The sequence below is a fragment of the Aidingimonas lacisalsi genome (assembly GCF_008079445.1).
GTDB lineage: Bacteria > Pseudomonadota > Gammaproteobacteria > Pseudomonadales > Halomonadaceae > Aidingimonas > Aidingimonas lacisalsi.
This window is the reverse complement of the sequence record NZ_VRYH01000004.1, coordinates 61478-86924: the sequence shown is the minus strand read 5'-3', so window position 1 is coordinate 86924 and position 25447 is coordinate 61478. Positions and strand designations below refer to the sequence as shown.

The 25447-nt window shown below is 58.3% G+C and carries 23 protein-coding genes; 7 read left to right on the top strand and 16 right to left on the bottom strand.

Annotation, left to right across the window (positions count from 1 at the left end; genetic code table 11):
- The first annotated feature begins 133 nt into the window (after positions 1–133).
- Together FVV99_RS09405 and FVV99_RS09400 are read left to right on the top strand one after the other, a co-directional pair.
- On the top strand, positions 134–892 hold the full coding sequence (locus tag FVV99_RS09405; RefSeq protein WP_148253828.1) for a DeoR/GlpR family transcriptional regulator: 759 nt from the start codon (positions 134–136) through the stop codon (positions 890–892).
- Positions 893–920: 28 nt separating this feature from the next.
- A complete protein-coding gene (locus tag FVV99_RS09400) occupies positions 921–1985 on the top strand; it encodes an endonuclease/exonuclease/phosphatase family protein (RefSeq protein ID WP_148253827.1) in 1065 nt (354 codons plus the stop codon).
- A 22-nt stretch (positions 1986–2007) separates the two neighbouring features.
- Here the strand turns inward: FVV99_RS09400 and FVV99_RS09395 are convergent, their stop codons facing one another.
- Positions 2008–3387, bottom strand: coding sequence for a class II fumarate hydratase (locus FVV99_RS09395; protein ID WP_148253826.1), 1380 nt, complete (start codon positions 3385–3387; stop codon positions 2008–2010).
- A gap of 278 nt (positions 3388–3665) precedes the next feature.
- On the opposite strand from FVV99_RS09395, the gene FVV99_RS09390 reads away from it, so the two are divergent.
- Positions 3666–4697, top strand: a complete 1032-nt coding sequence (locus FVV99_RS09390) for a sensor domain-containing diguanylate cyclase (RefSeq protein ID WP_148253825.1) — start codon at positions 3666–3668, stop codon at positions 4695–4697.
- 13 nt (positions 4698–4710) lie between these two features.
- Complete coding sequence (locus FVV99_RS09385) at positions 4711–5292, top strand: hypothetical protein (protein WP_148253824.1); 582 nt, start codon at positions 4711–4713, stop codon at positions 5290–5292.
- A 15-nt stretch (positions 5293–5307) separates the two neighbouring features.
- Here FVV99_RS09385 and hda read toward each other — a convergent pair whose 3' ends face one another.
- Positions 5308–6009, bottom strand: a complete 702-nt coding sequence (gene hda, locus FVV99_RS09380; RefSeq protein WP_148253823.1) for a DnaA regulatory inactivator Hda — start codon at positions 6007–6009, stop codon at positions 5308–5310.
- On the bottom strand, positions 6006–7079 hold the full coding sequence (locus FVV99_RS09375; protein ID WP_148253822.1) for an AI-2E family transporter: 1074 nt from the start codon (positions 7077–7079) through the stop codon (positions 6006–6008). Before FVV99_RS09375 ends, hda begins: the two co-directional genes overlap by 4 nt.
- 143 nt (positions 7080–7222) lie before the next feature.
- On the opposite strand from FVV99_RS09375, the gene purM reads away from it, so the two are divergent.
- Complete coding sequence (purM, locus tag FVV99_RS09370) at positions 7223–8314, top strand: phosphoribosylformylglycinamidine cyclo-ligase (RefSeq protein WP_148253821.1); 1092 nt, start codon at positions 7223–7225, stop codon at positions 8312–8314.
- Entirely contained in the window at positions 8311–9063 is a 753-nt protein-coding gene (gene purN / locus FVV99_RS09365) for a phosphoribosylglycinamide formyltransferase (RefSeq protein ID WP_148253820.1), read from the top strand. The genes purM and purN overlap by 4 nt, the downstream gene beginning before the upstream one ends.
- A 31-nt stretch (positions 9064–9094) precedes the next feature.
- Here the strand turns inward: purN and FVV99_RS09360 are convergent, their stop codons facing one another.
- The 3 genes from FVV99_RS09360 to FVV99_RS09350 all read right to left on the bottom strand — a co-directional run bounded on the left by FVV99_RS09360 (position 9095) and on the right by FVV99_RS09350 (position 14671).
- Positions 9095–11305 (bottom strand): DUF3141 domain-containing protein, encoded by a 2211-nt coding sequence (locus FVV99_RS09360; RefSeq protein WP_148253819.1) that lies wholly within the window; start codon positions 11303–11305, stop codon positions 9095–9097.
- A 128-nt stretch (positions 11306–11433) separates the two neighbouring features.
- Positions 11434–13245, bottom strand: a complete 1812-nt coding sequence (gene oadA / locus FVV99_RS09355) for a sodium-extruding oxaloacetate decarboxylase subunit alpha (protein ID WP_148253818.1) — start codon at positions 13243–13245, stop codon at positions 11434–11436.
- 10 nt (positions 13246–13255) lie between these two features.
- Positions 13256–14671 carry an acetyl-CoA carboxylase biotin carboxylase subunit gene (locus tag FVV99_RS09350; protein ID WP_148253817.1) on the bottom strand — a complete coding sequence of 472 codons (1416 nt, stop codon included), beginning with the start codon at positions 14669–14671 and terminating at the stop codon, positions 13256–13258.
- A gap of 167 nt (positions 14672–14838) precedes the next feature.
- Here FVV99_RS09350 and FVV99_RS09345 point away from each other — a divergent pair, with 167 nt between their 5' ends.
- Positions 14839–15834, top strand: a complete 996-nt coding sequence (locus FVV99_RS09345; RefSeq protein WP_148253816.1) for a LysR family transcriptional regulator — start codon at positions 14839–14841, stop codon at positions 15832–15834.
- Positions 15835–15869: 35 nt separating this feature from the next.
- Here the strand turns inward: FVV99_RS09345 and lipA are convergent, their stop codons facing one another.
- The 10 genes from lipA to rsfS all read right to left on the bottom strand — a co-directional run bounded on the left by lipA (position 15870) and on the right by rsfS (position 25446).
- Positions 15870–16865: a lipoyl synthase gene (gene lipA, locus FVV99_RS09340; RefSeq protein WP_148253815.1), complete on the bottom strand. Its 996-nt coding sequence runs from the start codon at positions 16863–16865 to the stop codon at positions 15870–15872.
- A gap of 36 nt (positions 16866–16901) precedes the next feature.
- Positions 16902–17588, bottom strand: a complete 687-nt coding sequence (gene lipB / locus FVV99_RS09335) for a lipoyl(octanoyl) transferase LipB (RefSeq protein WP_148253814.1) — start codon at positions 17586–17588, stop codon at positions 16902–16904.
- Positions 17589–17900: an HP0495 family protein gene (locus tag FVV99_RS09330; protein ID WP_148253813.1), complete on the bottom strand. Its 312-nt coding sequence runs from the start codon at positions 17898–17900 to the stop codon at positions 17589–17591.
- A 120-nt stretch (positions 17901–18020) separates the two neighbouring features.
- A complete protein-coding gene (locus FVV99_RS09325) occupies positions 18021–19217 on the bottom strand; it encodes a D-alanyl-D-alanine carboxypeptidase family protein (RefSeq protein ID WP_236645360.1) in 1197 nt (398 codons plus the stop codon).
- 118 nt (positions 19218–19335) lie between these two features.
- The gene (locus tag FVV99_RS09320) at positions 19336–20391 is read right to left on the bottom strand and encodes a septal ring lytic transglycosylase RlpA family protein (protein ID WP_201745065.1); all 1056 of its coding nucleotides are present in this window, start codon (positions 20389–20391) and stop codon (positions 19336–19338) included.
- Positions 20391–21437, bottom strand: coding sequence for a lytic murein transglycosylase B (gene mltB / locus FVV99_RS09315; protein WP_407921339.1), 1047 nt, complete (start codon positions 21435–21437; stop codon positions 20391–20393). Before mltB ends, FVV99_RS09320 begins: the two co-directional genes overlap by 1 nt.
- Positions 21438–21475: 38 nt before the next feature.
- Positions 21476–22609 carry a rod shape-determining protein RodA gene (gene rodA, locus FVV99_RS09310; RefSeq protein ID WP_148253810.1) on the bottom strand — a complete coding sequence of 378 codons (1134 nt, stop codon included), beginning with the start codon at positions 22607–22609 and terminating at the stop codon, positions 21476–21478.
- Complete coding sequence (gene mrdA / locus FVV99_RS09305) at positions 22610–24550, bottom strand: penicillin-binding protein 2 (protein ID WP_148253809.1); 1941 nt, start codon at positions 24548–24550, stop codon at positions 22610–22612. It lies immediately after the preceding gene.
- 69 nt (positions 24551–24619) lie between these two features.
- Entirely contained in the window at positions 24620–25087 is a 468-nt protein-coding gene (gene rlmH / locus FVV99_RS09300) for a 23S rRNA (pseudouridine(1915)-N(3))-methyltransferase RlmH (protein ID WP_148253808.1), read from the bottom strand.
- Positions 25084–25446, bottom strand: a complete 363-nt coding sequence (rsfS, locus tag FVV99_RS09295) for a ribosome silencing factor (RefSeq protein ID WP_148253807.1) — start codon at positions 25444–25446, stop codon at positions 25084–25086. The genes rlmH and rsfS overlap by 4 nt, the downstream gene beginning before the upstream one ends.
- Between the last annotated feature and the right edge of the window lies 1 nt (position 25447).

The window sequence follows — 25447 nt, the reverse complement described above, 5'->3', positions numbered from 1 at the left end:
GATGTTCGTTTTCGATAAACGAGACTAAACCAGCAGCGACAAGCGCTCAATCGATCGGTGCGCCGATTGCCTACCACCATGGTCGTATAACAGCTTGGCGACCAATCGGGACAATGGCTAACGAGGAGACGATATGACACAGCAGGAACGCCAGGAATCCATTGTCGATCTTGTCCGGCGCCAAGGGTATGCATCCATTGAACAACTGACGTCCCACTTTGTCGTGACGCCCCAGACGATTCGCCGCGACCTGAATGCACTTGCCAATGAAGGGTTGATCCGACGCGTTCATGGTGGAGCCGGGCTGGAATCCAGCACCGTCAACACGTCCTACCATACCCGCAAGGCCTTGAACCTCGAAGCGAAACAACGAATCGCGGCCTTGTTGGCATCGAAGGTCCCGAACGACTCGTCGTTGTTCATCAATATCGGTACCAGCAATGAAGTCGTGGCCGAAGCCCTGCGCCACCATCGAGGCCTGGAAGTCATTACCAACAACCTCAATGTCGCTGCCATTCTCCAACACAATGACGACTTCAATGTCATCGTGGCCGGCGGCCAGGTTCGTTCACGTGACGGTGGTATCATCGGCGAAGCGACCATCGATTTCATCAACCAGTTCAAGGTCGACTATGGCATTATCGGCATCAGTGGCATCGATGAAGACGGCTCGCTGCTGGAATTCGACTACCAGGAAGTACGAGTCGCCCAGGCGATCATTCACAACTCACGACAAGTGTTTCTGGCCGCGGATCATTCGAAGTTCCATCGCAACCCCGTCGTTCGCCAAGGCAATGTTGCGCAACTCGATGCGTTGTTCACTGACCGTCAGCCACCGGATAGTTTGATCCACCTACTGGAAACCAATGACGTCGCCCTCCACATTGCCTGATTGAAGAGGGAGACAGGGAGGTCGCAGCATGGTTGGACTATTTCTCGCCTCTGTGGCAACCGGCCTGTTAGCGGCCACATTGCTGGCCAAGCTGCCCTTGCATGCCTGGTGGATACGTGCCTGTGAGTTCCCTCGCCTGCAGATTGCCGGTCTCGCACTACTGACACTCATCGGGTCGTTGATAATCGCCTCCGACTGGCAGTTGCCCGTCGTCATCGCGTGTCTGATCGTGCTGCTCATTCAAGGCTATCGCATCCTCCCCTGGACGCGACTATGGCCTACGCAGGTCAAAGACGCCGAACATGGTGACGGCGATCGCCATGTCACGTTACTGATCGCCAACGTTCTGACAACGAACCGACGATCTCAAGCGCTCATCGAACTGATACAACGCCACTCACCGGATATCGTCTTGACGCTGGAGAGTGACGGCTGGTGGCAACAGCAACTCGATCCAGTACTCGATAAGGATTACCCATACTCGCTGAAAATGCCGCTGGACAACCTGTACGGCATGCACCTTTATTCGCGTCTACCTTTGGATGAGCCACGGATCGAGTGGCTGATACAAGAGGACATACCCTCGATGCACGCCTGGGTGCAACTGCCAAGCGGACATCGCTTCAAGCTACATGCGCTTCACCCCCGCCCGCCAGCACCCAATGAAAGCGAAGAGTCGTTGTGGCGCGATGCCGAGTTGTTGTTGGTCGGCAAGGAGATCCACCGGTCAGGCGAACCGTCGCTGGTCGCCGGCGACCTCAACGATGTCGCCTGGTCACGCTCGACTCGGCTATTCTGCCGCGTTAGCGGCATGCTGGATCCTCGTCGTGGCCGTGGCATGTACAGTACGTTTCACGCCAATTACCCGTTGTTGCGCTGGCCACTGGATCATGTGTTCGTCAGCGAAGAATTCACCCTGGTATCGATACGGCGCCTCGCCAGTATCGGATCGGACCATTTCCCGATACTCACGACCTTCTGCTACCGGCCATCACGTGCCGAAGAACACGATCCCCCGGAAGCGGCCCCTGAAGAGCGTCAGGATGCGAACGATACCATCGATGAAGCGCAGGCTCGCGACCAGACGTCCTGACACTCTCCAGGCGACGAATTCATTACTCGGGAATGCCGCCTTGCGTCAACTGAACAGGATCGAGTAGACGCTCGAGTTCCTCTCTATCGAGCTCCGTTTCTTCGTCGGCCACATCCAGAATCGGCCTACCCGCCTGGTAGGCTTTCTTGGCGATCGCTGCCGCGGCATCGTAACCAATGACCGAATTCAGCGCGGTCACCAGGATCGGATTACGTGACAAGGGGGCCTCGAGGTTTTCCTTGCGTACCTTGAAGGTCGCAATGGCCCGGTCAGCCAGCAAATGACTGGTTTGAGTCATCAACGTCAATGACGACAGCACGTTGTTCGCGACTAGCGGCAGCATGACGTTGAGTTGGAAATTACCGCTCTGACCGGCCACGGTGATGGCACTATCCAGCCCCATGACCTGAGCGGCAGCCTGAGCGGCGGATTCAGGGATGACGGGATTGACCTTGCCGGGCATGATGGAACTGCCGGGTTGAAGCGCTTCCAGCTCTATCTCTCCCAATCCTGCCAATGGCCCGGAGTTCATCCAACGAAGATCGTTGGCAATTTTCATCACCGTACAGGCATAGCCACGCAAATGGCCCGAGAGCTCCACCGCAGTGTCCTGCGACGACAAACTGGCAAAGAAACTGTCATTGCTGGCCAGCGACAACCCCGTTTGACGCCCCAGCGCCTCAGCCATGCGTTGAGCGAATTCCGGGTGCGCGTTGATACCGGTACCGACCGCCGTACCGCCTTGCGCCAACCGATTCAAGCGTCCCTGGCATTCTTCGAAGCGCTCTATTGCCTGCCCAACCTGACTGGCCCAGCCATTCAGCTCTTGGCTCATGCGTACCGGCATGGCATCCATCAAGTGCGTTCGCCCCGTTTTGACCACGGCATCCAGCGACTCCGCCCGAGTGTCGATGACCGACCGCAAGTGCCTCAATGCCGGCAGCAACTCGTCCTTGATTGCCAGTGACGCCGAGAGATGAATCGCCGTCGGAATGACGTCGTTGCTCGACTGGCCCATGTTCACATGATCGTTGGGGCCGACTTCCACGCCTTTCCGCGACGCCAGATGCGCGATCACTTCGTTGACGTTCATGTTGCTCGACGTCCCCGACCCCGTTTGAAAGACATCGATGGGAAACTGGTCGTCATGGCAGCCATTCAGGATGTCACGGGCTGCGCCGATGATTGCCTCGGCGCGGTCACCATCCAACAATCCCAGCTCGGCATTCACTTCGGCAGCAGCGAGCTTGATCCGCGCAATGGCATGAACGAAGCGAGTGGGCATGGCCTGCCCACTGACGGGAAAGTTATTCACGGCACGTTGCGTTTGAGCGCCATAGAGTGCATTGGACGGCACTTCCAGCTCACCCATGCTGTCGCGTTCAATCCGAGTATCGTTCATGACTGCCTCCTATCGATTTACCGTCCACGGCGCCCGGCGACCCCATCGGCGCCTTCGCTACGTACCCATTCTGTGAAGGTTGCGCTTACCCGCACGACTTTCAAGTGACTCTCCGAAAATGAGGAAAATCATACTGCAAGCGCATGACGACCCTCCTATGGTGAATCCGCATCGTAGTCGATTCCAGCTAGTGGACTTAGGCCGTTGACAACATCACGACCAAAGAAGCGCAACGCCTGCGATACTGCAAGGTAGGCGCCATTCAAGGAGAACCGCCTATGGATACCGATCCCCAACTACAAACGGATATCCTCCGGCTGCTCGACAACAGCTCGGGAATACTGTTCGTCAAGCACCTATGGGAGCATTTCCCCGAACACATGTTCATCATTCGGGTCGAAGGTTCGCGGGACTTCATCATTGAAGCCGTCAATCCGGCACAACAAGCCACCTTGGGCCACGATACCAACTGCACGGGCAAGCGTATCGAGGAGTTGCTGCCATCCCCGACCGCCGATGATGTCATTGCCAATTACGCTCGCTGCGTCGCCGAAGGCCGCCCGATTCGCTACGAGCAAAAAGGGATCTACATCGGCCCGGATGGCGTTCACCGCAGCGGCCACTGGCTGACCTTGTTGGTCCCGATCAATGATTGTCAAGGCAACATTGCGCACCTATTTGGCGTCGCGCAGAACCTGACCGAACTGCATCTCGCCAGACATGCCCTGGAACGACATAACCTGGAACTCGAACATCGTGTCGCCGAGCGCACTGCCGAACTGATGGAGGTCAACCAGCAACTCACCCACCTGGCGACTCACGACCATCTCACCAATACGTATAACCGACGCCATCTCGTTCATCTGGCCGATATCGAATTGCGCCGTGCCCAACGCTACGCACTGCCGCTATGCCTGCTCATGCTGGATATCGATGACTTCAAGACCATCAACGACCATAATGGACATGCGGCAGGAGATGAGGCCTTGCGGGACATCGCCGACATGATCGTCGGCACGGTACGCGATTGCGACCTCGTTGGCCGCTATGGCGGCGATGAATTTCTGATCGTCATGCCGGAAACGTCGTTACCCGGGGCACGTGAAACGGCGGAACGCCTGTGCCGATCGCTACACGAAGGCGACCGCACTCGGCGCACAATCAGTATCGGCATCACCGCCAGGCGCCCCGAAGATGATCAATTGGACGCTCTCGTGCAGCGCGCCGACGCATTACTGTTAGCTGCCAAGCGCAATGGACGTAACCGTATCGAAGTGGAAACGAGTGAACCGGACGACCACTCCATCTGAGCCAGGAGGCAGCATGAAAATCGCCATCAATGTGGCATGGATCATGACATTCGGCGTGTTGATGGGCGGATGCCAGGCAGTCGATCCCTGGGGAGAACGCTCTCCCCGTCGTGTCGAAGTCATTGAAGCCGGCGAGGAAGCCAAGGATACCGAACGCGAATCGGAAACGACACCACGCCCCAGGGAAACGGACCGCGTAGAGCGGCAAGTCGCGTTCCCGGAGGACGAATATGCCGCTCTGGAAAAAACCGGCAATGCCACAATCACGGGGCGTATTGCTCTCTCTACCCCTTCAGGCGTGAAATACGGCTCCGGTGCGGCGATCTCCATCGCTCCCGTCACGACCTATTCGGCCGAGGCCGCCGAAATGGCGCTGGCCGGCAAGGCCGTGGAACCCGCCGACCCACGGGCCCGGGCCTATACTCACCGTACGCGAGCCGATGATCGTGGTTTCTTCAGGGTCAACGGCTTACCGGGGGGCGACTTCTATGTCTCCGGAAGCATCCAGCCATCGCCCAACGCCCGCCCCCGGATCATCATCAACCAAGTCAGTGTCCGGAACGGCCAGACCGTAGAAGTCAACCTTCAACGCTGAGGGGCTCGGACGAACTCACCACCCCAGCGCCTGCTTGACGAAAGGAATCGTCAACTTGCGTTGTGCCGACAAGGAGGCACTATCCAATGTCTCCAGCACATCGAACAATGCACTCAACCGGCGCGGTCCTCGATGCAGGATGTATCGCGCCACATCGTCCGGTAACTGCATGCCGCGGACTCCTGCCCGCAACTTCAGCGCTTGAGCTCGTCCTTCATCGTCGAGGCGTTGTACATGGAACGTCATTCCCCAACTCATGCGTGATGCCAGGTCGGGGAGTTGAAACGCGAGTTGGCGAGGCGATGCATCGGCAGAGATCACCAATCGCGTCCCCGCCTCTCGCAAGCGATTGAAACAGTGGAACAGCGACTCCTCCCACCGCCGTCGACCCAATACCCGCTCCAGATCGTCTATCGCCACCAGATCGAGTTGTTCCAGCCCTTCGAGAATGTGCGGCGGGAAGTGCCAAAGCTCTGCCAGCGGGAGATACAAGGAGCGTCTGTCGCGAGAACTGGCTTCATGACAGGCGGCCTGCAGCAGATGACTGCGCCCGACATCCTCGCCACCCCAGAGAAACAACAAGGGCTCTCCATCGGCATCGAGTTGCCGACGCAGCGTCTCGACCAATGAGGCATTGCCGTGCGCTAGATAGTTGTCGAAGGTCGCATCATCGCGAATGCTGACACCCAATGGCAGTTGTGCCGGCCCCGGACTCATGAAGACTCCTCGTCTCGGCGACGTTGGGCATTGTCGTAGAGACTACTGTGTTTATAGTGTGCATGCAGGTAGCGCAATACCACCATGATCATTGCAGCAGCCGGCAATGCCAGCAGCACACCGGTAAAACCGAACAACTGGCCGCCGGCCAGTACGGCGAAGATCACTGCCACTGGATGCAGGCCAATCCTGTCGCCCAACAACTTGGGCTGCAGAACCGTACTTTCGACCAATTGGCCAACCGCAAACACCCCAGCGACCCCAAGCAAGGGCAGCAGATCGCCGAACTGGAAGAATGCGACGACCGCCGCCACCGAAATCCCCACGATCACCCCCAGATACGGCACTATGCTAGCCAATCCTGCCAATAGCCCGATCAAGACACCGAAACGCACCCCCAACAGACTCAACCCGACCGCATAGATGATGCCCAGGCATATCATGACGACGAGTTGACCGCGCAGGAAAGCGGCAAGAACCTCATCACACTCCTTGGCGAGCCGGGCGATTTCCGGTTCCCAACGCCGTGGTAACGAGGCGTGAATACTGGCGGTCAGACGATCCCAGTCCAGCAACAGATAGAACGTCACGACCGGAATCAGCGCCAGATTGGCTATCCATCCCAACAGAGCCATGCCGGAGCGTGATGCTTGCGCCAGTAGATTGGCCGCAAAGGTCCCGGTTTCTCGCCAATTCTCGACGATCGTATCACGCATCTGGTTGATATCAGGCGTCAGGTCGATCCCCGTCAACGCCTGGACGCGAGGCACGACCGTCGATTGCACCCAGCCGAGAATTCCCGGTATCGACTCGACCAGTTGTCCCAGTTGCCGCCCCAGAATCGGGATCAGTATCAACAGGGCCGACACGACGACCACCGTCAACAACAAAAACACCAGCGACACTGCCAAGCGGCGCGACACACCGCGGGCTTCCAGCCAATCGGCCAGGGGATCGCCAAGATACGCCAGTATCATACTGACGAAAAAAGGCATCAGAATCGGCTCCAGGCTGACCAGCAACCACAGCAGAGCCACGACCCCGATCAACACCCACCACGATTTACGCATGACGCCTCTCCCTGGTCCCATTCACATGCATCGACCGGTATCGACGGATACCGGTTCGCCGGTGCGTCCTCGCCCTCTCGGTGCTACAATCCACAGCGTTTTCATTCCCCTTGCCTATCACGTGCTGTGCAACAGGAAGCCTCATGACTTCGAGTTCATCGGATACCCCCGCTAACACCACGTCGGACCGGCCTTCATTGAGTTACAAGGATGCCGGCGTGGATATCGATGCCGGCAATGCCCTGGTCGAGCGTATCAAAGGCGTTGCCAAGCGTACCACGCGACCCGAGGTCTTGGGGGGACTCGGTGGCTTCGGTGCCTTGTGCGAACTGCCCAGTGGCTATCGCGAACCCGTTCTGGTCACCGGCACCGATGGCGTCGGCACGAAACTCCGCCTGGCCATGGACATCGGTAAACACGACAGCATCGGTATCGACCTGGTCGCCATGTGTGTCAACGATCTGGTCGTGGCAGGTGCCGAGCCTCTCCTGTTCCTCGACTACTATGCCACGGGCAAGCTCGACGTGGATATTGCCGCCGACGTCGTTACCGGTATCGGCGAAGGCTGTACCCAGGCCGGGTGCGCTCTGGTGGGTGGCGAGACGGCCGAGATGCCAGGCATGTATGAAGGCAACGACTACGATCTCGCCGGCTTTTGCGTCGGTGTCGTGGAAAAATCGCAGATCCTCGATGGCCGTCAGGTCGGCGAAGGCGACATCATCCTGGGACTGGCCTCATCGGGCCCGCACTCCAATGGCTACTCGCTGATTCGCAAGATTCTGGCAGCCGATGCGTCATCGCTGGATACACCGGTCGATGGTAAGCCGTTGCGCGATGCTCTACTCGAACCGACCCGTATCTACGTCAAACCGCTGCTTTCCCTGTTACGGGAAAGCGCTGTCGACGTCCACGCACTCTCGCACATCACCGGCGGTGGACTGCTCGAGAATATCCCCCGAGTGCTCCCCGAGTCGCTGGCGGCGCGTATCGATACGACTGCCTGGCAACGTCCAGCGGTCTTCGACTGGCTCCAGTTACAAGGCAACGTCGATACCCACGAAATGTACCGGGTCCTCAACTGTGGCATTGGCATGATCGTCATCGTGCCACGGGCGCATGCCGACGATGCGCAGGCTCACCTCCAGAACCAGGGAGAAACCGTCTACCGGCTCGGTGAGGTCGTTGCACGCACGGAGACTGACGCACACGTTCGTCTGGAGAATCTCGACGCATGAATGACACCAGCCATACCGATGACACCAACGACATGCAGGCCGAACCGGCGGAGGCGCCCCGCGTCGTCGTCCTCATTTCCGGCCACGGCAGCAACCTGCAGGCCCTGCTCGACGCCCAATCCTACGATGAACTGGGTGGCGAGATCGTCGCCGTCATTTCGAACAAGGCGGATGCCTATGGTCTCAAGCGGGCACGCGATGCCGGCATCGATGCCGTCGCCTTGCCACATCAGGAGTACAATAGTCGAGAGGCCTATGATGGGGCGCTCATCAAGGTGATCGAACGTCATGAGCCCGACCTGATCGTGCTGGCCGGTTTCATGCGTATCCTCACGCCGATCTTCGTGCAACGCTTTTTTGGCCGCTTGCTGAACATCCACCCATCACTGCTACCGGCCTATCAAGGGTTGAACACCCATGCACGCGCCTTGGCCGATGGTGTCGCCGAGCACGGCGCCAGTGTGCATTTCGTCACGGAAGAGCTGGATGGTGGGCCAGTCGCCATGCAAGCCGTTGTCACCGTCAGCGACGGCGATACAGAGGAACGTCTCAAGGCCAGAGTTCAAGCACGCGAGCACCTGATCTACCCGATAGCGGTTCGCTGGTTCCTGGAAGGACGCCTCCAACTGGCCGGCAGTTACGTAACATTCGATGGTACGCCACTGCCCTCACACGGCCTGCGCATGTCGCATTCCGACGCTGCCGAAGAGCTCGACGAAGACGTGGACGTGGGCACCTCCGAATCGTGAGCCGCGTGGCAATATCTCGCCCCTGCGGCTGTCACCCTTGCGTGACAGCCTCGGGTCGAGCGCGTTCGAAACGCTCCTGGATCACGGACAAGCGTTCGGCCGCATGATCCGACAGCGGTCCACTGGCCGCAAGAACGTGCTCGATATGCGCCAGATCGGCATCGATGTCGTCATTGCTTGCCCCTTGCAACAATGAGGGAAGCGCATCGAGAGCAGCCTGCCGGTCCATTCTCAGTATGAAGAACTGATCTCGTACCAGCGCCTTGAACTCAGCCAGATCGAGCTCCCCTTCCAGCTCGGCACGGGATGCCTTGAGACGCTGGAAGTTGCGTTCATCGGTCGCAGTCGCACCGCCCAGCACATAGATCAGAGAGCGTACGACGGCTTCCACACTGCCCCCCTCAGCAACGCGTTCAGCCAGTTCCGCCTTGCGGGTGGCGATGAAGCGGCGGTGCTCGGGCTCGATGCCGGGTCGCCGATGCAGCGGTTCTCCTGTCGCGCCGAGACCGACCATGGTCTGCAACCAAGGTTGACCGTAGAACTGCATGAAGAAATTCTCGGTGGCTTGATCTCGCAAGTCACGATACGTATTGAGTGCTGCCGTGATTTGGTCGGAAGCCATGCCCTCCACCGTTCGCCACGGGTTATCGTCATCAACGCGGTGACGATCGTTTCTGACCGACTCTGCCAGGACCGGCACCGGTACCATCAGGGGATTGCGATCAGAAAACAGCTTGTAACCCAACCGAATCGGGTGCAGGCGGCGTATCCAGCGTGCGGCTGATGGGGTCATCATCGCTTGCAGCCACGGCTGAAGTACCATCTGATAGATCCCCAGATTAATCTGGGATACCCGTTCCAGCGTTGCGAAACGACGCTCGTCGTCATCGATCGGCATGACGATGTCTTCGACGTCTTCCAGGCTTCGTGGCGAGAACTCGAGCAGATAATCGCCGTCGACATGTTCAGCGTCCTTGGCACCTTGCGCCGCTCTCTCGGTCACTTGAGTTTCATAGAGTCCCGGTGGCAATACATCGATATAGTCCATGTTGGCCGTGAACTCCGTGTGTTCCTTGCGAGACACGTTGCCCGACACGAAGATCCCCAAATGGCCTGTGCTGTCATGGACGCAATAGACGATCGTCTGCTCATGCGCCTGAATGTCGTCGACATCGGCATACAGATCACGAATCCAGCCCAACGCCTGTGGCGGCGGCGTAATGTCGTCACCCTGGGAACAGAACACCACGATCGGCGAACGCACATTGCGCAGATCGATACGGCGGCCGTCACGCGTCGTCAATTTCGCACTACTCAGGCGATTGCCCACGAACAGGTTGTCGACGATGTACTGAATCTCTTCACCACCCAGCACCACGTGCCCACCCCACCAGCGTTCGAACTGCAAATACCGCTCGGCCTCGCTATCCACGTTGGCATATAGCTGGTACTGCTTGGTCCAGAGGGTATTGGCCGGGTTGAGTTTCTCGAAGTTCTGGACCAACCAGGCGCCATCGAACAAACCGGCGCCCAGGTCACTGGCAAAGGCCGTCAACCAGCTTCCTCCGGTCAGTCCTGCACTGTAGCGCATGGGCGCCTTGCCGCGCTCGCCGGCCCAATAGGATAGCGGGGCACCGGCAATCAGGATCGGGCCGAAGCAATCCGGTTCAAGGGCAGCGGCCATCATGACCTGCCAGCCAGCCTGGCAATTGCCAACGACCATGGGTTTTTCGGACACATGAGCATGGCGGGCATTGATGTCATGCAGGAACGCGATCTCTGCATCCGCAACGTCTTCTACCGTCTGCCCGGATACCGGAAAAGGCAGAAAGCCGATGAAATAGCAAGGGTGCCCGGCGCGCAGTGCGACACCAATCTCGCTATCCGGCTTGAAGCCACCGATACCGGGCCCATGACCCGCACGGGGGTCCACGACAACGAACGGACGCATATCGGGGTCGATCTCCACCCCGGCCGGGGGCACGATACGCAACAGTTCGTAGTTGACCGGACGCGGCAGGTCACGCCCATCCATCAGCACCTCGGTTTCGAACCCCAGCACATTGGGCTTGGTCTGCTCCATGTGCTCCAGATACTGATTGCCTCGTTGACGCATGACGTCAAGATAGAGCACTTGCCGCTCGATACCGTCACGCCAGTAATCCAGCGCCGCGCGTCCGATGCCCAACGGATCGCAGAAGGTTAACGCCGTAGCCGCCAGGGAATGATAGGCCGATAGCATGATGGCTCTCCGGTTCGTCGCGCTCGATCGCTATGGTGTCGACGTTTTTTGTGCAATGCAAAATACAGCCTAGCGCGAAACCGGCAAGGCTGTCATGTGATACGCATCATCATCATGATAGCCGCTGATCATTCGATCTCGATCAATACCTCACCAGGCGTCACGCGATCACCTCTGACGACATGTATCGCCCGCACGACACCGCTTTGCCGCGCATGCACTTCCGTCTCCATCTTCATTGCTTCGGTAATCAAGACGGGTTGACCAGCCGCGACTGCGTCACCTTCCACAACCAGTACATCCACGATATTGCCGGGCATCGCCGTCGTGACATGGCCAGGTGACGTGGCTTGGGCACGCCCATTTCCCCGCGACGCGGGCTGATAACTGTCGCGGGGTTCGAATACCACCGACTCCGGCATGCCATCCAGCGTCAGATAGACCTGCCGTTTACCACTGGTGTTACTGCCCACTCCCGTGATCTGGACCTCATAGGATTCTCCATGCACGTCGATCACGAACTCGGTAGGCGTACCTTCGCTGACGGGGCGCTGCTCGCCTTGTTGCGCCGGCAAAGGTTCAGGTACCAAAGTGCCATCACGACGTCCGACCAGAAAATCCCGGCCGATGTCGGGAAACATCGCATAGGTCAGGACATCGTCTTCCGTATCAGCCAGACTGCCGAGCTCCTCGGTCAGACGTACCATTTCCGGGTCGAGGGAGTCGGCGGGACGCCCCTCCTCGACCATCTGATTGCCGACGGCAAGATGGCGAATCGCCTCATCCACCGGTGCCGGTGGATGACCATAGCCACCCAGCAGATAGCGTTTGACCTCATTGGTAATCGACTTGTAACGACTGCCCGTCAGTACATTGATGACCGCTTGCGAGCCAACGATCTGTGATGTCGGGGTCACCAAGGGGGGGTAACCCAGTTCGGCCCTGACTCGCGGAATCTCTGCGAATACATCACGAATCCGTGACAATGCATTCTGCTCTTTCAACTGATGGGCCAGGTTGGACATCATGCCACCGGGAATCTGATTGAGCTGTACAGAAACATCCTCCTGGGTAAACTCACTCTCGAAGGCCGCGTATTTACCTCGAATGTCCCGCAACCGGTCGCCTACGGCCTTGATCGCCTCCAGGTCCAGGCCGGTATCGAAGTCGGTATCGTGAAAGGCAGCCACCATCGCCTCGGTTGCAGGATGACTGGTGCCGCCGGAAAACGCCGAACTACATGTATCGATATGACGACAACCGGCCTCGACCGCCTTCAGGAGGCACTGGGAAGCCAACCCGGACGTGGCATGAGCGTGCAGGTGAACGGGGACCTCCACAGCATCGACGAGCGCACCGACGAGGTCATAAGTGGCATACGGGGTCAATAGTCCCGCCATGTCCTTGATTACAATGGAGTCGGCGCCCATATCGACCAGCCGCTTGGCGTCGGCGACGAACATATCCAGCGTATGCACGGGACTCACCGTATAGCAGAGCGTCCCCTGGGCATGCCGGTCGACAGACTTGATCGCCTGCATCGCCGTTTCCAGGTTGCGCAGATCATTGAGCGCATCGAACGCCCGAAAGATGTCGATCCCCCCCTCCGCGGCGCGGGCAACGAAGCGAGTCACGACATCATCGGCGTAATGCCGGTAACCGAGTAGATTCTGACCTCTGAGCAGCATCTGCAGCGGCGTATTGGGAATCGCCTGCCGGAGACGACGCAACCGTTCCCAGGGATCTTCCTTGAGAAAACGGACGCAAGCATCGAACGTAGCCCCTCCCCAGACTTCCAGGGAGTGAAAACCGATTGCATCCAGGTCAGCGCAGACCGGGAGCATGTCCTCGGTGCGCATCCGCGTGGCAATCAACGACTGATGGCCATCGCGTAACACCACATCGGTGACATGGACACGGGAAGCCGGCATATCGCTCATGGTTCTCTCCTCATAGCCCGGCATGAGCCGCGATGGCGGCAGCAATGGCCAATGCCACTTCTTCGGGATTGCGTTTGACGGAATAATTCAGCAACTCAGGATGCCCGGCGACGAACCCGGTATCAAAGCGGCCGCTGCGGAATTCGGGATGTCTGAGAATTTCTTCATAGAAGGGTGCCGTGGTCTTGATCCCCTGCAGACGCATGTCGTTCAGCGCACGAATTCCCCGATTCAAGGTCTCCTCCCAGCTCATGCCCCAGACGATCAACTTCAAGCACAAGGCATCGAAATAGGGAGGGAGTTGATAGCCGGTATAAATCGCCGTATCCGTCCTCACGCCCGGTCCGCCCGGGGCATAGTAGCGGGTAATCCGGCCAAAGGAAGGCAGGAAGTCATTACGAGGGTCTTCGGCGTTGATGCGAAACTGGATGGCGTGGCCGTGATGACGGACATCCTCCTGTCGGAATGACAACTTCATACCCGCAGCGATGCGGATCTGTTCCCGCACGATATCCATGCCGGTAATCGCTTCCGTGATCGTATGCTCGACCTGTATCCGTGTGTTCATTTCCATGAAGTAGATCTCATTCCCCTTGACCAGGAATTCGACCGTACCGGCATTTTCGTAGCCTATCGACGCAGCGGCACTGACCGCCAATTCCCCGACATAAGCCCGTTGCTCCGGGGTCAAATGCGGGCTCGGCGCGATCTCGATCAGCTTCTGGTTACGCCGCTGAACCGAGCAGTCTCGTTCGAACAGGTGGATCACACCGCCACGACGGTCCGCCATGACCTGCACTTCAATATGGTGAGTGCCGACGATGCACTTTTCGAGGAACACGTCAGCCGACCCGAACGCTTTATTGGCTTCAGCAGCGACACGCCGCCAGGCACGCTCTAACTGTTCAGCATCGTCACAGCGGCGAATGCCTCGGCCACCACCACCAGAGGTCGCCTTGAGCATCACCGGGAAGCCAATCCGAGCGGCAACGCGCTGCGCCTCGGCGAGGCTCTCCAGATGACTATCGGAGCCGGGAGTGACCGGCACGCCAGCTTGGCGCATAGCCGCACGCGCGGCGGTCTTGTCTCCCATCCGCGCCATGACATCGGCATCCGGCCCAATGAAGGCGATCCCCTTCTCACCACAGACACGCGCCAGCTCGGGGTTTTCCGACAGGAAACCATAGCCGGGATGGATGGCATCGCAACCGGTTTCGCGTGCCAGATCGACCAGTCGCCGAATATCGAGATACCCTGCCATGGGATCGTCGCCGAGGAAATAGGCCTCATCCGCGCGTTTGACATGCAGGGCGAACCGATCAGGGTCGGTATAGACGGCAACCGACCGTATGCCCATTTCCGCACAGGCGCGACCAATACGAACGGCGATTTCGCCACGGTTGGCAATCAGTAGCTTACGGAACACGATGCGTTCTCCGGGGTTGCGTCCAACGCAGGCATAAGAAACACTCGGGGATAACGACGTGCCAGCGGCGGTACATCATTATTACGCTACCCGCCCCGGCTTCAATAGAAAAATTGATATTTTTTTGCCAACCTATAAGTTACGACTTATAACTAGCGGAAGCATTGATGACACGCCCCAGTCTGCTCAATCGCCTGACGTTTCGTCAGTTACAGGTCTTCCAGGCCGTGCATCGCCAGCAGTCATACTCACGTGCCGCGGAACAGCTCGGGCTGACCCAGCCAGCGGTCAGTGCACAAATCCGTCAACTGGAACAAGCCCTCGAACAGCCGCTCTTCAAATATGCAGGCAAGACGCTCCATGTTCTGCCGGCCGCCGATGCACTGGCCGCGTCGGTTCAATCAATCTTTGGACAAGTCTCGAGCCTGCAGATGGAACTGTCGGAACTGGCGGGCACGATACGCGGGGAACTGAATCTGGCCGCCGTCTCTACGGCGCAGTATGTCGTACCACATATTCTCGCCCGCTTTCGAGCGCGCTACCCGGAGGTACAGATTCGGCTGCGGGTGTGTAATCGTGGCCAGGCGTTGGAGCGATTGGCCGAACGACGTGATGACCTCGTCATCATGGGAATGGTTCCCGAAGACTCGAATCTGTCCTTCATGCCGATTCTCGACAATGAGATGATTCCCGTCGTCTGGCCCGGCCATCCCCTCTTGAACGAGGACAAACCGACGCTGGACGATTTTGCCCGCCACTACGTACTGATGCGAGAGCCCGGTTCGGGCACGCGTACAGCGTTCGAGGAATTCGCCGCTCGTGAACGAGTCTCGCTGTCCCATACCATCGAGCTGGGCACCAACGAGGCGATCAAGCAGGGCGTCATGGCCCATCTGGGCGTTGCCGTATTACCTCGCCTGGCCGTTCAACTGGAACTGGCTTCCGGCTTATTGGCCTCGCCGTCACTGCCGGGATTCCCTCTGCGTCGGTCATGGTGCACGGTCTACCCCAAGGATCGGCACCCGTCGCCGGTCACCGAGCTGTTCCTGCGTTTCGTCCGGGAATTGCTGCCGGAACTCAATCGCCACTTCCAGGCACCATTGGAGCCCATGCCGGGGCATGGCGTCGTGTGCCTTCCCGTGGCCGAAAACACCAGATTCTAGGCCACGGGATCCAGCGCCGACGACTCGCGTCCGGTTTACTTCACTTCGACGCCGTGGGCCTGTTTATCGGCGTGGTAGGAAGAGCGCACCAATGGGCCTGACGCCACGTGGGTGAAGCCCATGGCTTTTCCCTGCTCCGCAAACCAATCGAAGGTATCGGGATGCACCCAGCGATCGACTGGCAGGTGATCGCGAGACGGCTGCATGTACTGGCCGAGCGTCAACATATCGACATCATGATCTCGCAGGTCGCGCATCACCTCGATCACCTGCTCGTCGGTCTCCCCGACGCCGAGCATCAAACCGGACTTGGTCAACACATCGGGCCGACGCGCCTTGTATTGCTTGAGCAGATCCAGTGACCACTGATAATCGGCCCCCGGACGCACCGTGCGATACAGCGCGGGTACGGTTTCCAGGTTATGGTTGAACACATCGGGTGCCGTCTCTTCGAATGCATCCAGAGCCACGTTCATGCGACCACGGAAATCCGGAACCAGCACCTCGACTTCGATCTCGGGACTATCGTTACGAATTTCACGGATGCAGTCGGCAAAATGCTTCGCCCCGCCATCACGCAGATCATCACGATCCACTGACGTGACGACGACATAGTTCAGCCGCATTTCAGCAATGGCTTCAGCCAGCTCGCGAGGCTCGTTTTCATTGAGCGCGTTGGGACGACCATGGGCAACGTCACAGAACGGACAGCGGCGCGTACAGATATCTCCCATGATCATGAACGTGGCGGTCCCCCCATTGAAGCACTCGCCTAGATTCGGGCAAGAGGCTTCTTCACATACCGTATGCAGACCGTGCTTGCGCAGCGTCTGTTTGATACGTGTGATTTCAGGCGATACCGGCATCCGAACCCTTAGCCACTCAGGCTTCTTCGGGATGGTTTCGGTCGGTATCACCTTGACCGGAATGCGTGCCACCTTCTCAGCGCCGCGCAGCTTGACACCACGTTCGGCACGTCCTTTCTTGGCAGCAGCGGCCTTGCTTTGTGTAGCGGCAATCGTCTCGGTCATGATCGTTATCCTGCTGTTCGAAAACGTGAGAGAAAACTAGGCAGTCGCCGACTCGTCAGTCACAAGCGCAGGCGGCATACCAGACTGATTCAGTGCATAACAGCCCAAACGCAATGCCAGACAACGAACCAGACGCGAAGCCTCGGCATGGCGATCAAGCGGCATTGTTGTCAAATCGGCCAGTTGAGTCATGGCCTGCCCTGCATAGCCACAGGGGTTGATTCTTGCAAACGGGGACAGATCCATGTCCAGATTGATGGCAATGCCATGGAAACTGCAACCTCGGCGAATCCGCAACCCCAACGATGCGATCTTGTCAGCACCGACATAGACGCCTGGGGCATCCGGCCGTGCCCGGGCAGCGATACCGTGCTCCCGCAATGCATCGACGACCGAATTCTCCAAGGCATCGACCAGCATGCGAACGCCGATACGAGCACGTTTGACATCCAGCAAGGGGTATAACACCAATTGGCCAGGCCCGTGATAGGTGATTTGTCCGCCTCGATCGGTATCAACGACCGGAATGTCGCCGGGGAGTAGCAGATGCTCCGCCTTGCCGGCCTGCCCTTGGGTGAACACCGGTTCATGCTCCACGACCCACAACTGGTCACGCGCATCACCGTCGCGCTGGTCGGTGAATCTACGCATGGCTTGCCACACCTCACGATAGGGCTTCAGCCCCAGGCAATGGACATCCAGTTGCCCACCCTTGGCTATCATTCAGAGCACCATGTGAACGCGACCGGTTGCCTTGAGGTCGGCAAACAAGGACTGCAGCTGCTTGTCGCCCGTTGCCGTGATTGTCACACGCAACGACTGGAAACGGCCATTGCGACTGTCGATGACCTGAACGCTATCTCGATCGAGTTCAGGGGCATGCTGTTCGAGGATCGCCATGACCGCATCGTGAAAACCGTCGACCGCATCACCGACGATTTTCAATGGGTAATCACATGGGAATTCGATTCGGGGTTGTGGCGTTTCCGCGTCACCGGTCGTCTGACGAAGATCACGCAAGGACGAGTCGCTCATGAGATTTACTCGTTAGTACGCATTTCCGAGTATTCTACTCAACCTATCGGTAACTACCAAACCAGAGCGGATGACGAGACCCGAGGGAATGCCCCCGAGTCAGTCATGAAGGTAACGCCATCAATCGAAGAAGCCAGCAATGAAGCGCTTGACCATATCCATTAACCGCTTGAAGAGACTGCCTTCATCCACATCTTCCAGTGCCACCAGCGGCACTTCCTTCAATGTCTCGTCAGCCAGGGTGATTTCCAGTGTACCGATACGATCCCCCTGCGCTACCGGGGCCTCGATCGATTCAGGCATACTGAGACTCGCGGATAGCGAATCGTCACTTCCCCTGGGAATCGTCATGCGGATCCGCTGGTCGACACCCACACTCAGTTGATCGGACTCGCCACCCCAGATACGCGGCGCATCCAATTCCTCGCCTTCGTCATAAAGCGTCAAGGTCTCGAAGAAGCGGAAGCCATAACTCATCAGCTTCTGGGTCTCTTGAGCGCGAGCATCTTCCGAATCGGTACCCATGACGACGGAAATGAGACGCATGCCATCGCGCTTAGCCGAAGCGACCAGGCAATAGCCGGCAGCCTCGGTATGCCCGGTTTTCAGGCCATCGTAACTGGAATCACGCCACAACAGACTGTTGCGATTCGATTGAGCGATATCGTTGTAGGTAAATTCCCGTTCCGCATAGATGGCATAGTGTTCGGGGTAGTCATTGATAATGTGGCGGGACAACGTTGCCAGATCGTGAGCGGAGGCGTAATGGTCAGGGTCCGGCAGCCCGGTCGAATTCACGAAATGCGTATTCTCCATGCCCAGCCGTTCGGCCTGTTGATTCATCAACTCGGCGAATGCGGCTTCACTGCCCGCCACATGTTCAGCCACGGCGACACTCGCATCGTTTCCGGATGCAATGATGATACCGTGCAGCAACTCCTGCAGCGGTACGGTACTGCCTTCCTGTATGAACATCCGCGAACCACCGGTTCGCCAGGCATTTTCACTGACACTCACCTGATCATCGAGACCGAGGTTGCCACGATTGAGTTCATGCTCAACGAGATACGCCGTCATCAACTTGGTCAGACTGGCCGGCGGCAAGGACTCGTCGGCATCGTGCTCGACCAGCACTTCACCGGTATCGGCATCCATCAACAACCAGGAGGAGGCATTGAGTTGGGGGGGAGACGGGATCAGCGTCTGTGCACCCGGTACTTCCTGAGAGGTCGCCGTCACCGGCAACAAACTCAGGCATAACAGCACCAGCAATACGACCAGGCGGCGCGAACCCACGGATAGTAGTGACTCTCTCATGACTGCATGTCTCATGATGATAGAAGGATGAAGGATAAATGCCTGAAATTATGGCAACCGATACGTTCTGCCCAGCATCGCTGCCGTGACAGCCGATGTAAGAACCGATGAAATGATATCAGTGCCCACTGCGTACCACCACGGTCTGTTCGATACCTGTTCGACGCAGTTTCTCGCGCAACGGGACGAGCGCACTCTCCTCGTCGCGAAGCGGGCCGACTTGTACCCGATGCAAGCCGCTCTCGCTGGTGACACGCACTGGTTGCTCGAGTGACTCTTGAAGCTGAGAGCGCATGCGTTGCGCATTTACCGACGAGCTCAACGCAGCAACCTGCAAGAAGACACCTTGCCCCTCGGAGGGACCCGCCGCCCCGGGTTGATCGTCGACCGCCATGATGCTAGCCGCGCGGCGTGCACTGTCATCAAGCGCCTCTGTCGCCTCGCCGGCGGTGGTTTCGCCCATGGCCGATTCATCAGCACTGGCAGACGCTGTGGCCCGGTTATCCACGCCACTCCCCGCCTGACGGGAAGCGACGTTACCAGCCTGCTTATGTCGCCAGTCTGCGGGATCTATCACCTCGACACGCACCCGACCGGTGCCATGTCCAAGAATGTCCAAGCGTGACGCCGCTGCATATGACAGATCGATCTCACGATCGTCGTGAAATGGACCGCGATCGTTGACTTTGACGATCACGGAACGGCCATTATCGACACTCGTGACGCGTGCGTAGGACGGCAGGGGCAGTGATTTATGCGCGGCAGTCATCTTGTACATATCATAGATTTCGCCATTGGACGTGGTATAGCCATGAAACTTCTTGCCATACCAGGACGCCGTCCCGCGACTTTCATAGTCACTGGCATCCTCCATGACATGATATTGCTTGCCCAACACTTCATAGGGAGACGTATTACCGCGCCGGGATCGAGGCTCACTCCGGGGAACGGCATTGGGAACATCCGAGACATCCGGCGGTAACTCCGGGTAAGCATCCCGAGTCATGGCATACCGCCCGGCGGCACTGTGAGTCGCATCCGACGAGGACGGTACCGAATCATCCCGCCCGGTACTCGGACCGCCCCCGGAACTGGCACAGCCAACCAGCAACATCGTCATGACTGCCAGGCACACCGCCTGGAAAACACCGGGGTACCAGCGCTCGTGAGTCATCAGCGCGCCTCCCTAGCATCACGAATGGCATCCGCCAGTTCCGTCACTGCCATCGCATACAGGTGACTGTGATTATATCGGGTGATCACATAAAAATTATGATGGCCCAACCAATAGGTGTAACGAACGCCGTCATCTGCCGCATGATCGAGCGCGATGGGAACGACGTTGTGCGACGTCGGCAGCTCATCGACGGCATCGATACCGTAATCCGACAGAGTGTCGAGTGACACGTAAGGCTCCCGTGTGGCATTGAAGTCGATACCATCGGGCCGGCTTGAGGGCCCTCGGGCTCGGCTGACGACCGGCTCGCCCGATTGCCAGCCATGTTCGGCAAAGTAATTACCGACACTGCCTATCGCATCGACCGGGTTGCCCAGCAGATCCCGCACACCATCACCGTCGAAATCCACGGCATAGGCCCGATAGCTCGTAGGAATGAATTGCGGGTAGCCCATTGCCCCCGCATACGATCCCTTGGGTTGGCGTGGATCGACATCTTCCTGGCTGGTGATTTGCAGGAATGCCGCCAGTTCACTACGGAAGAATCCACCTCTCGACGGATGCTCGAAGGCCAGAGTGGCCAAGGAGTCGAGCACACGATGACGGCCGGTATGACGACCGTAAGCGGTTTCCACGCCGATGATGGCGGCCACGAACTCACGCGGAACACCGTACCGGGCTTCGACTCGCTCGAACGCGTCGGCGTAATCCTCAATGAACGCCACCCCCTGCTCGATCCGTTCATCGGTCAGGAAAATATCGCGGTACTCATCCCAACGCAGACGCCCTTCGGCGGCGCTGTCCATGGCATCGAGCACCGTCTGCTCGAAGCTGGCGTCACTCAATGTCGATTCAAGCCAAGCCCGGTCTCCTCCTTGAGCCACCAGCTCATCGATCAGAGCCGCCGCGTCCGGATTATCGTCAGGATCGAAACGCGCCGCCTCTACGCTCGAGGACATCAGCGATAACCAGGCCACGATCAGCAGACCGACACCATCATTGATGACACGCCGGGTCTTCCCACGAGCGCGACACTTCGTCATCAGCATTTAACTCCCTATAACATGCTTACCATCACCGGTTAACGTGACAACAGGCGACGGTGGGAATGGACGGACATGAGAATACCGAAACCAATCAGCAAGGTCACGCTCGACGTTCCCCCGAAACTGACCAACGGCAGAGGCACACCGACGATGGGTAGAATACCGCTCACCATCCCCACGTTGACGAATACATAGATAAAGAACGTCAACACGATGCTGCCGCCCAACAACCGCCCGAAACTATCTTGCGCCTCATTGGCGAGCCACATGCCACGCATGACAATCAACAGATACAGCACTAACACCAGCCACATACCCGCGAGCCCGAACTCTTCACCCAACACAGCAACGATAAAATCGGTATGTCGCTCGGGCAGAAACTCGAGTTGCGACTGGGTACCTTCCAGCCACCCCTTCCCCAGGACGCCGCCACTGCCGATCGCGGTCGTCGACTGTATGATATTCCAGCCGGCCCCCAACGGATCCGTATCCGGGTTGAGAAACGTCAATACGCGTTGTCGTTGATATTGGTGCATGGAGAGCCATAGCACCGGCAACGCGGCAGTGACCAATGCGGCAATGACGATAATGAAGCGCCATGACAGCCCCGCAAGAAGAATCACGAAGACCCCGGAGCAAGCAACCAGCAGGGAAGTCCCCAGATCGGGCTGGCGGGCAATCATGATGATCGGAACGACGATCAATGCGGCACAGACCAGCAGGTCACGCCAGCGCGGCGGCAATTCACGTCGGCTGATATAGGCGGCCAGCATCAAGGGCATGGCCAGCTTCATCAACTCCGAGGGCTGGAAACGAAGCACCCCGGGAATGACCAGCCAGCGCTGAGCCCCCATTCCCATATCCCCCATGATCTCCACGGCCAGCAACATCAAGACGGTGCCACCATAGGCGACCGGCGCCCACCGTAGCATCGTCGCCGGCGAAATCTGAGCGATGACGAATAACACGGTCAAGGCAACGCCAAAACGCGTCAGTTGGGCAATCACTGTCTGCATGTCCTGACCGCTCGCGCTGTACAGCACGATCAATCCCGATCCCATCAACACCAACAGCAACGACAGTAACCAGGGGTCGATATGCAGCCGGCTCCACAGGCTGCGCCTACGAGTCACTCCTCTATGTCCGCCCGTCAATTCCATTGAATTCATTCACCCTTGAGTATCAGGCATCGCATTGTCGTCGCTGTCGGCTTCATCAAGCACCTTGTCCGGATCGAGCTCGTCGTTATCCGGTCCCAGCAACCAGGCATCGGTCATGGCGCGCGCCAGATGTGCCGCATGGGTGCTACCACCACCGGCATTCTCGACAATCACGGAAACGGCAATCTGAGGATCGTCCACCGGCGCAAACGCGATGAACAGGGCATGGTCGCGCAGCCGTTCCTCCAACTCTTCGGCATCATACTGTTCATCCTGACCCAGCGAGAATACCTGAGCAGTCCCCGATTTCCCCGCCAGCCGATATTCAAGCCCCTCGCCGATGCGCCGAGCCGTTCCTTCGCTACCGGACACCACCTGCTCCATACCGGAAAAAACCGTATCCCACCACGCCTGGTCGTCCAGGGTCAGGTCTTCCTTGGTACCGGGTTGCTCGATGTCGACACGCTCATCGTCGATTTTCTGTACCAGCCGTGGACGAACCCACTGACCGTGGTTGGCCAATACTGCCGTGGCCGTTGCTAGCTGAAGCGGTGTCACCTGCCAGTACCCCTGGCCGATACCCACCGACAGGGTTTCACCGGGATACCAGGGATCGCCGAAGCGTTCCCGCTTCCATTCGCGCGACGGCATCAGACCGCTGCTCGCTCCCTGAATGTCCAGGCCGGTGCGCTCACCGAAGCCGAATCGGTGCATATAGTCCGAGAGAGCATCGATCCCCATTTCATGAGCCAGGCTATAGAAGTAGGTGTTGTTGGACACGGTGATCGCCCGCTTCATGTCGACTCTGCCATGTCCCCAACGCAACCAGTTGCGATAACGACGTGAGTCATTGGGTAACTGGAAATACCCGGGGTCGTAAATCGTTTCCTCAGGAGTGATCTCGCCATTGGCCAATCCCGCAAGCGCCAGGAAAGGTTTGACAGTAGACCCCGGGGGATAAGTACCGCGTATCGCGCGGTTGAACAGAGGCAAGTCGATATCTTGCTGCAGTGCCTGATACGACTGCTGATCGATGCCAGTCACGAACTGGTTCGTATCGAAACCGGGAGCCGACGCCATCGCCAGGATCCCCCCGGTTTTCGGTTCGATCGCCACGATGGCGCCGCGGCGTCCGTCCAGAAGCTCGTGAGCCAGTGCCTGCATATCCTTGTCGATGGTCAAGGTCAGATCCTGTCCCGGCTCCGGGTCCGTACGTCCTAGCTCTCTCAACACTCGACCACTGGCGTTGGTTTCGACCTGACGAACTCCCGCCTTGCCATGCAGCTCGTCTTCGTAGAACCGTTCTACGCCAGTTTTGCCGATGAAGTGAGTCCCGGCGTAATCATTGCTGTCCAGCGTTTCGAGTTCTGCGGCGTTGATGCGCCCCACGAATCCTAGCGCGTGCGACATGATCCTGGCATAGGGATAATGGCGCTGAAGCTGCCCTTCCACTTCGACGCCGGGCAAGCGGTAACGATTGATCGCCAACTCTGCGATTTCCTCGTCATCGAGCCCACTCATCAACAGCGCGGGCTGGTAGGGTCGCTGTGGCCGGCGAGCCCGTTCACGAAAGGCATCGGCCTCTGCGTCGGACAAGCCCAGGATATCGACCAGCAGCGTCAGGGTTTCATCGAGGTCCTCTACCCGTTCGCGCACCAGGGTCAGGTTATACGTCGGGCGGTTTTCCGCCAGCAACACGCCATCACGATCGTAGATCAAACCACGATTGGGCGGTAGAGGCTCGACACGCACCCGATTGTTCTCGGAGCGGGTGATGAACACCTCATGCTGTACGACCTGCAGATAGAACAAGCGCCCCATCAACAAGGCAGTCAGCAACACGACCACCAACAATGCCAACAGCGAGCGGACACGGAATATGTGCGCTTCATGCTGCGTGTTCTTCAGAGTACGAGGGGGTTGTAACGTCGAACGACGCTGTTTACGCATGAAGCCTACCCGACGCCATCATTGGCATCCACCATATATCAATACTCTCTCGATCACCCTGGCATGGCATCAGCGATGGTAAGGATGACCCACCAGCAGCGTCCATGCCCGATAGACTTGTTCAGCAACCACCAGACGTACCAGAGGATGAGGCAGCGTCAACGGCGACAGTGACCAGCGCTGTTCCGTCCGGGATGACAGCTCGGAATCCAGCCCATCAGGACCGCCGATAAGCAGCGCAACATCTCGTCCTTCATGGCGCCAGCCATCGGCTTCTTTCGCCAGACGCTCGGTACTCCAGGACTGCCCTGCGACTTCCAGTGCGACGCACATCTCATTGCCACGCAGCCGCTCACGTATTCGCTCGGCTTCCAATGCCATTGCCCGTCTGACGTCAGGACGTTTGCCACGGGCACCCGGGGCGATTTCATGAACTTCCAGGGCAAAATCACGAGGCAGGCGCTTGCGGTACTCCTCCACGCCACGCTCGACCCAGTCAGGCATGCGTGAACCCACCGCAAGCATCTTGACTTTCACGCCTGTTCTCCGTGACGAACCTCATGGATATCGCTGGGAAAATCCGACCAAAGCCGCTCGAGGTCATACGTTTGCCGGGTCTCGACCTGCATCAAGTGGACGACCAGATCGCCTAGATCGACCAGCACCCATTCGGAACCGGTACGCCCCTCGACCCCCAATGGTTTGATGCCCTGCTGCTTGGCCTTCTCGACGACATTGTCGGCCAGCGCAGCCACATGCCGCGACGATGTGCCGCTGACCACTAGCATCAGGTCCGTCACACTTGTCAGGCGTGACACATCCAGAGTGACGACATCCTGACCCTTGAGCTCGTCGACAGCGTCCATCACCAAGGACTTGAGTGCATTGATGTGCATA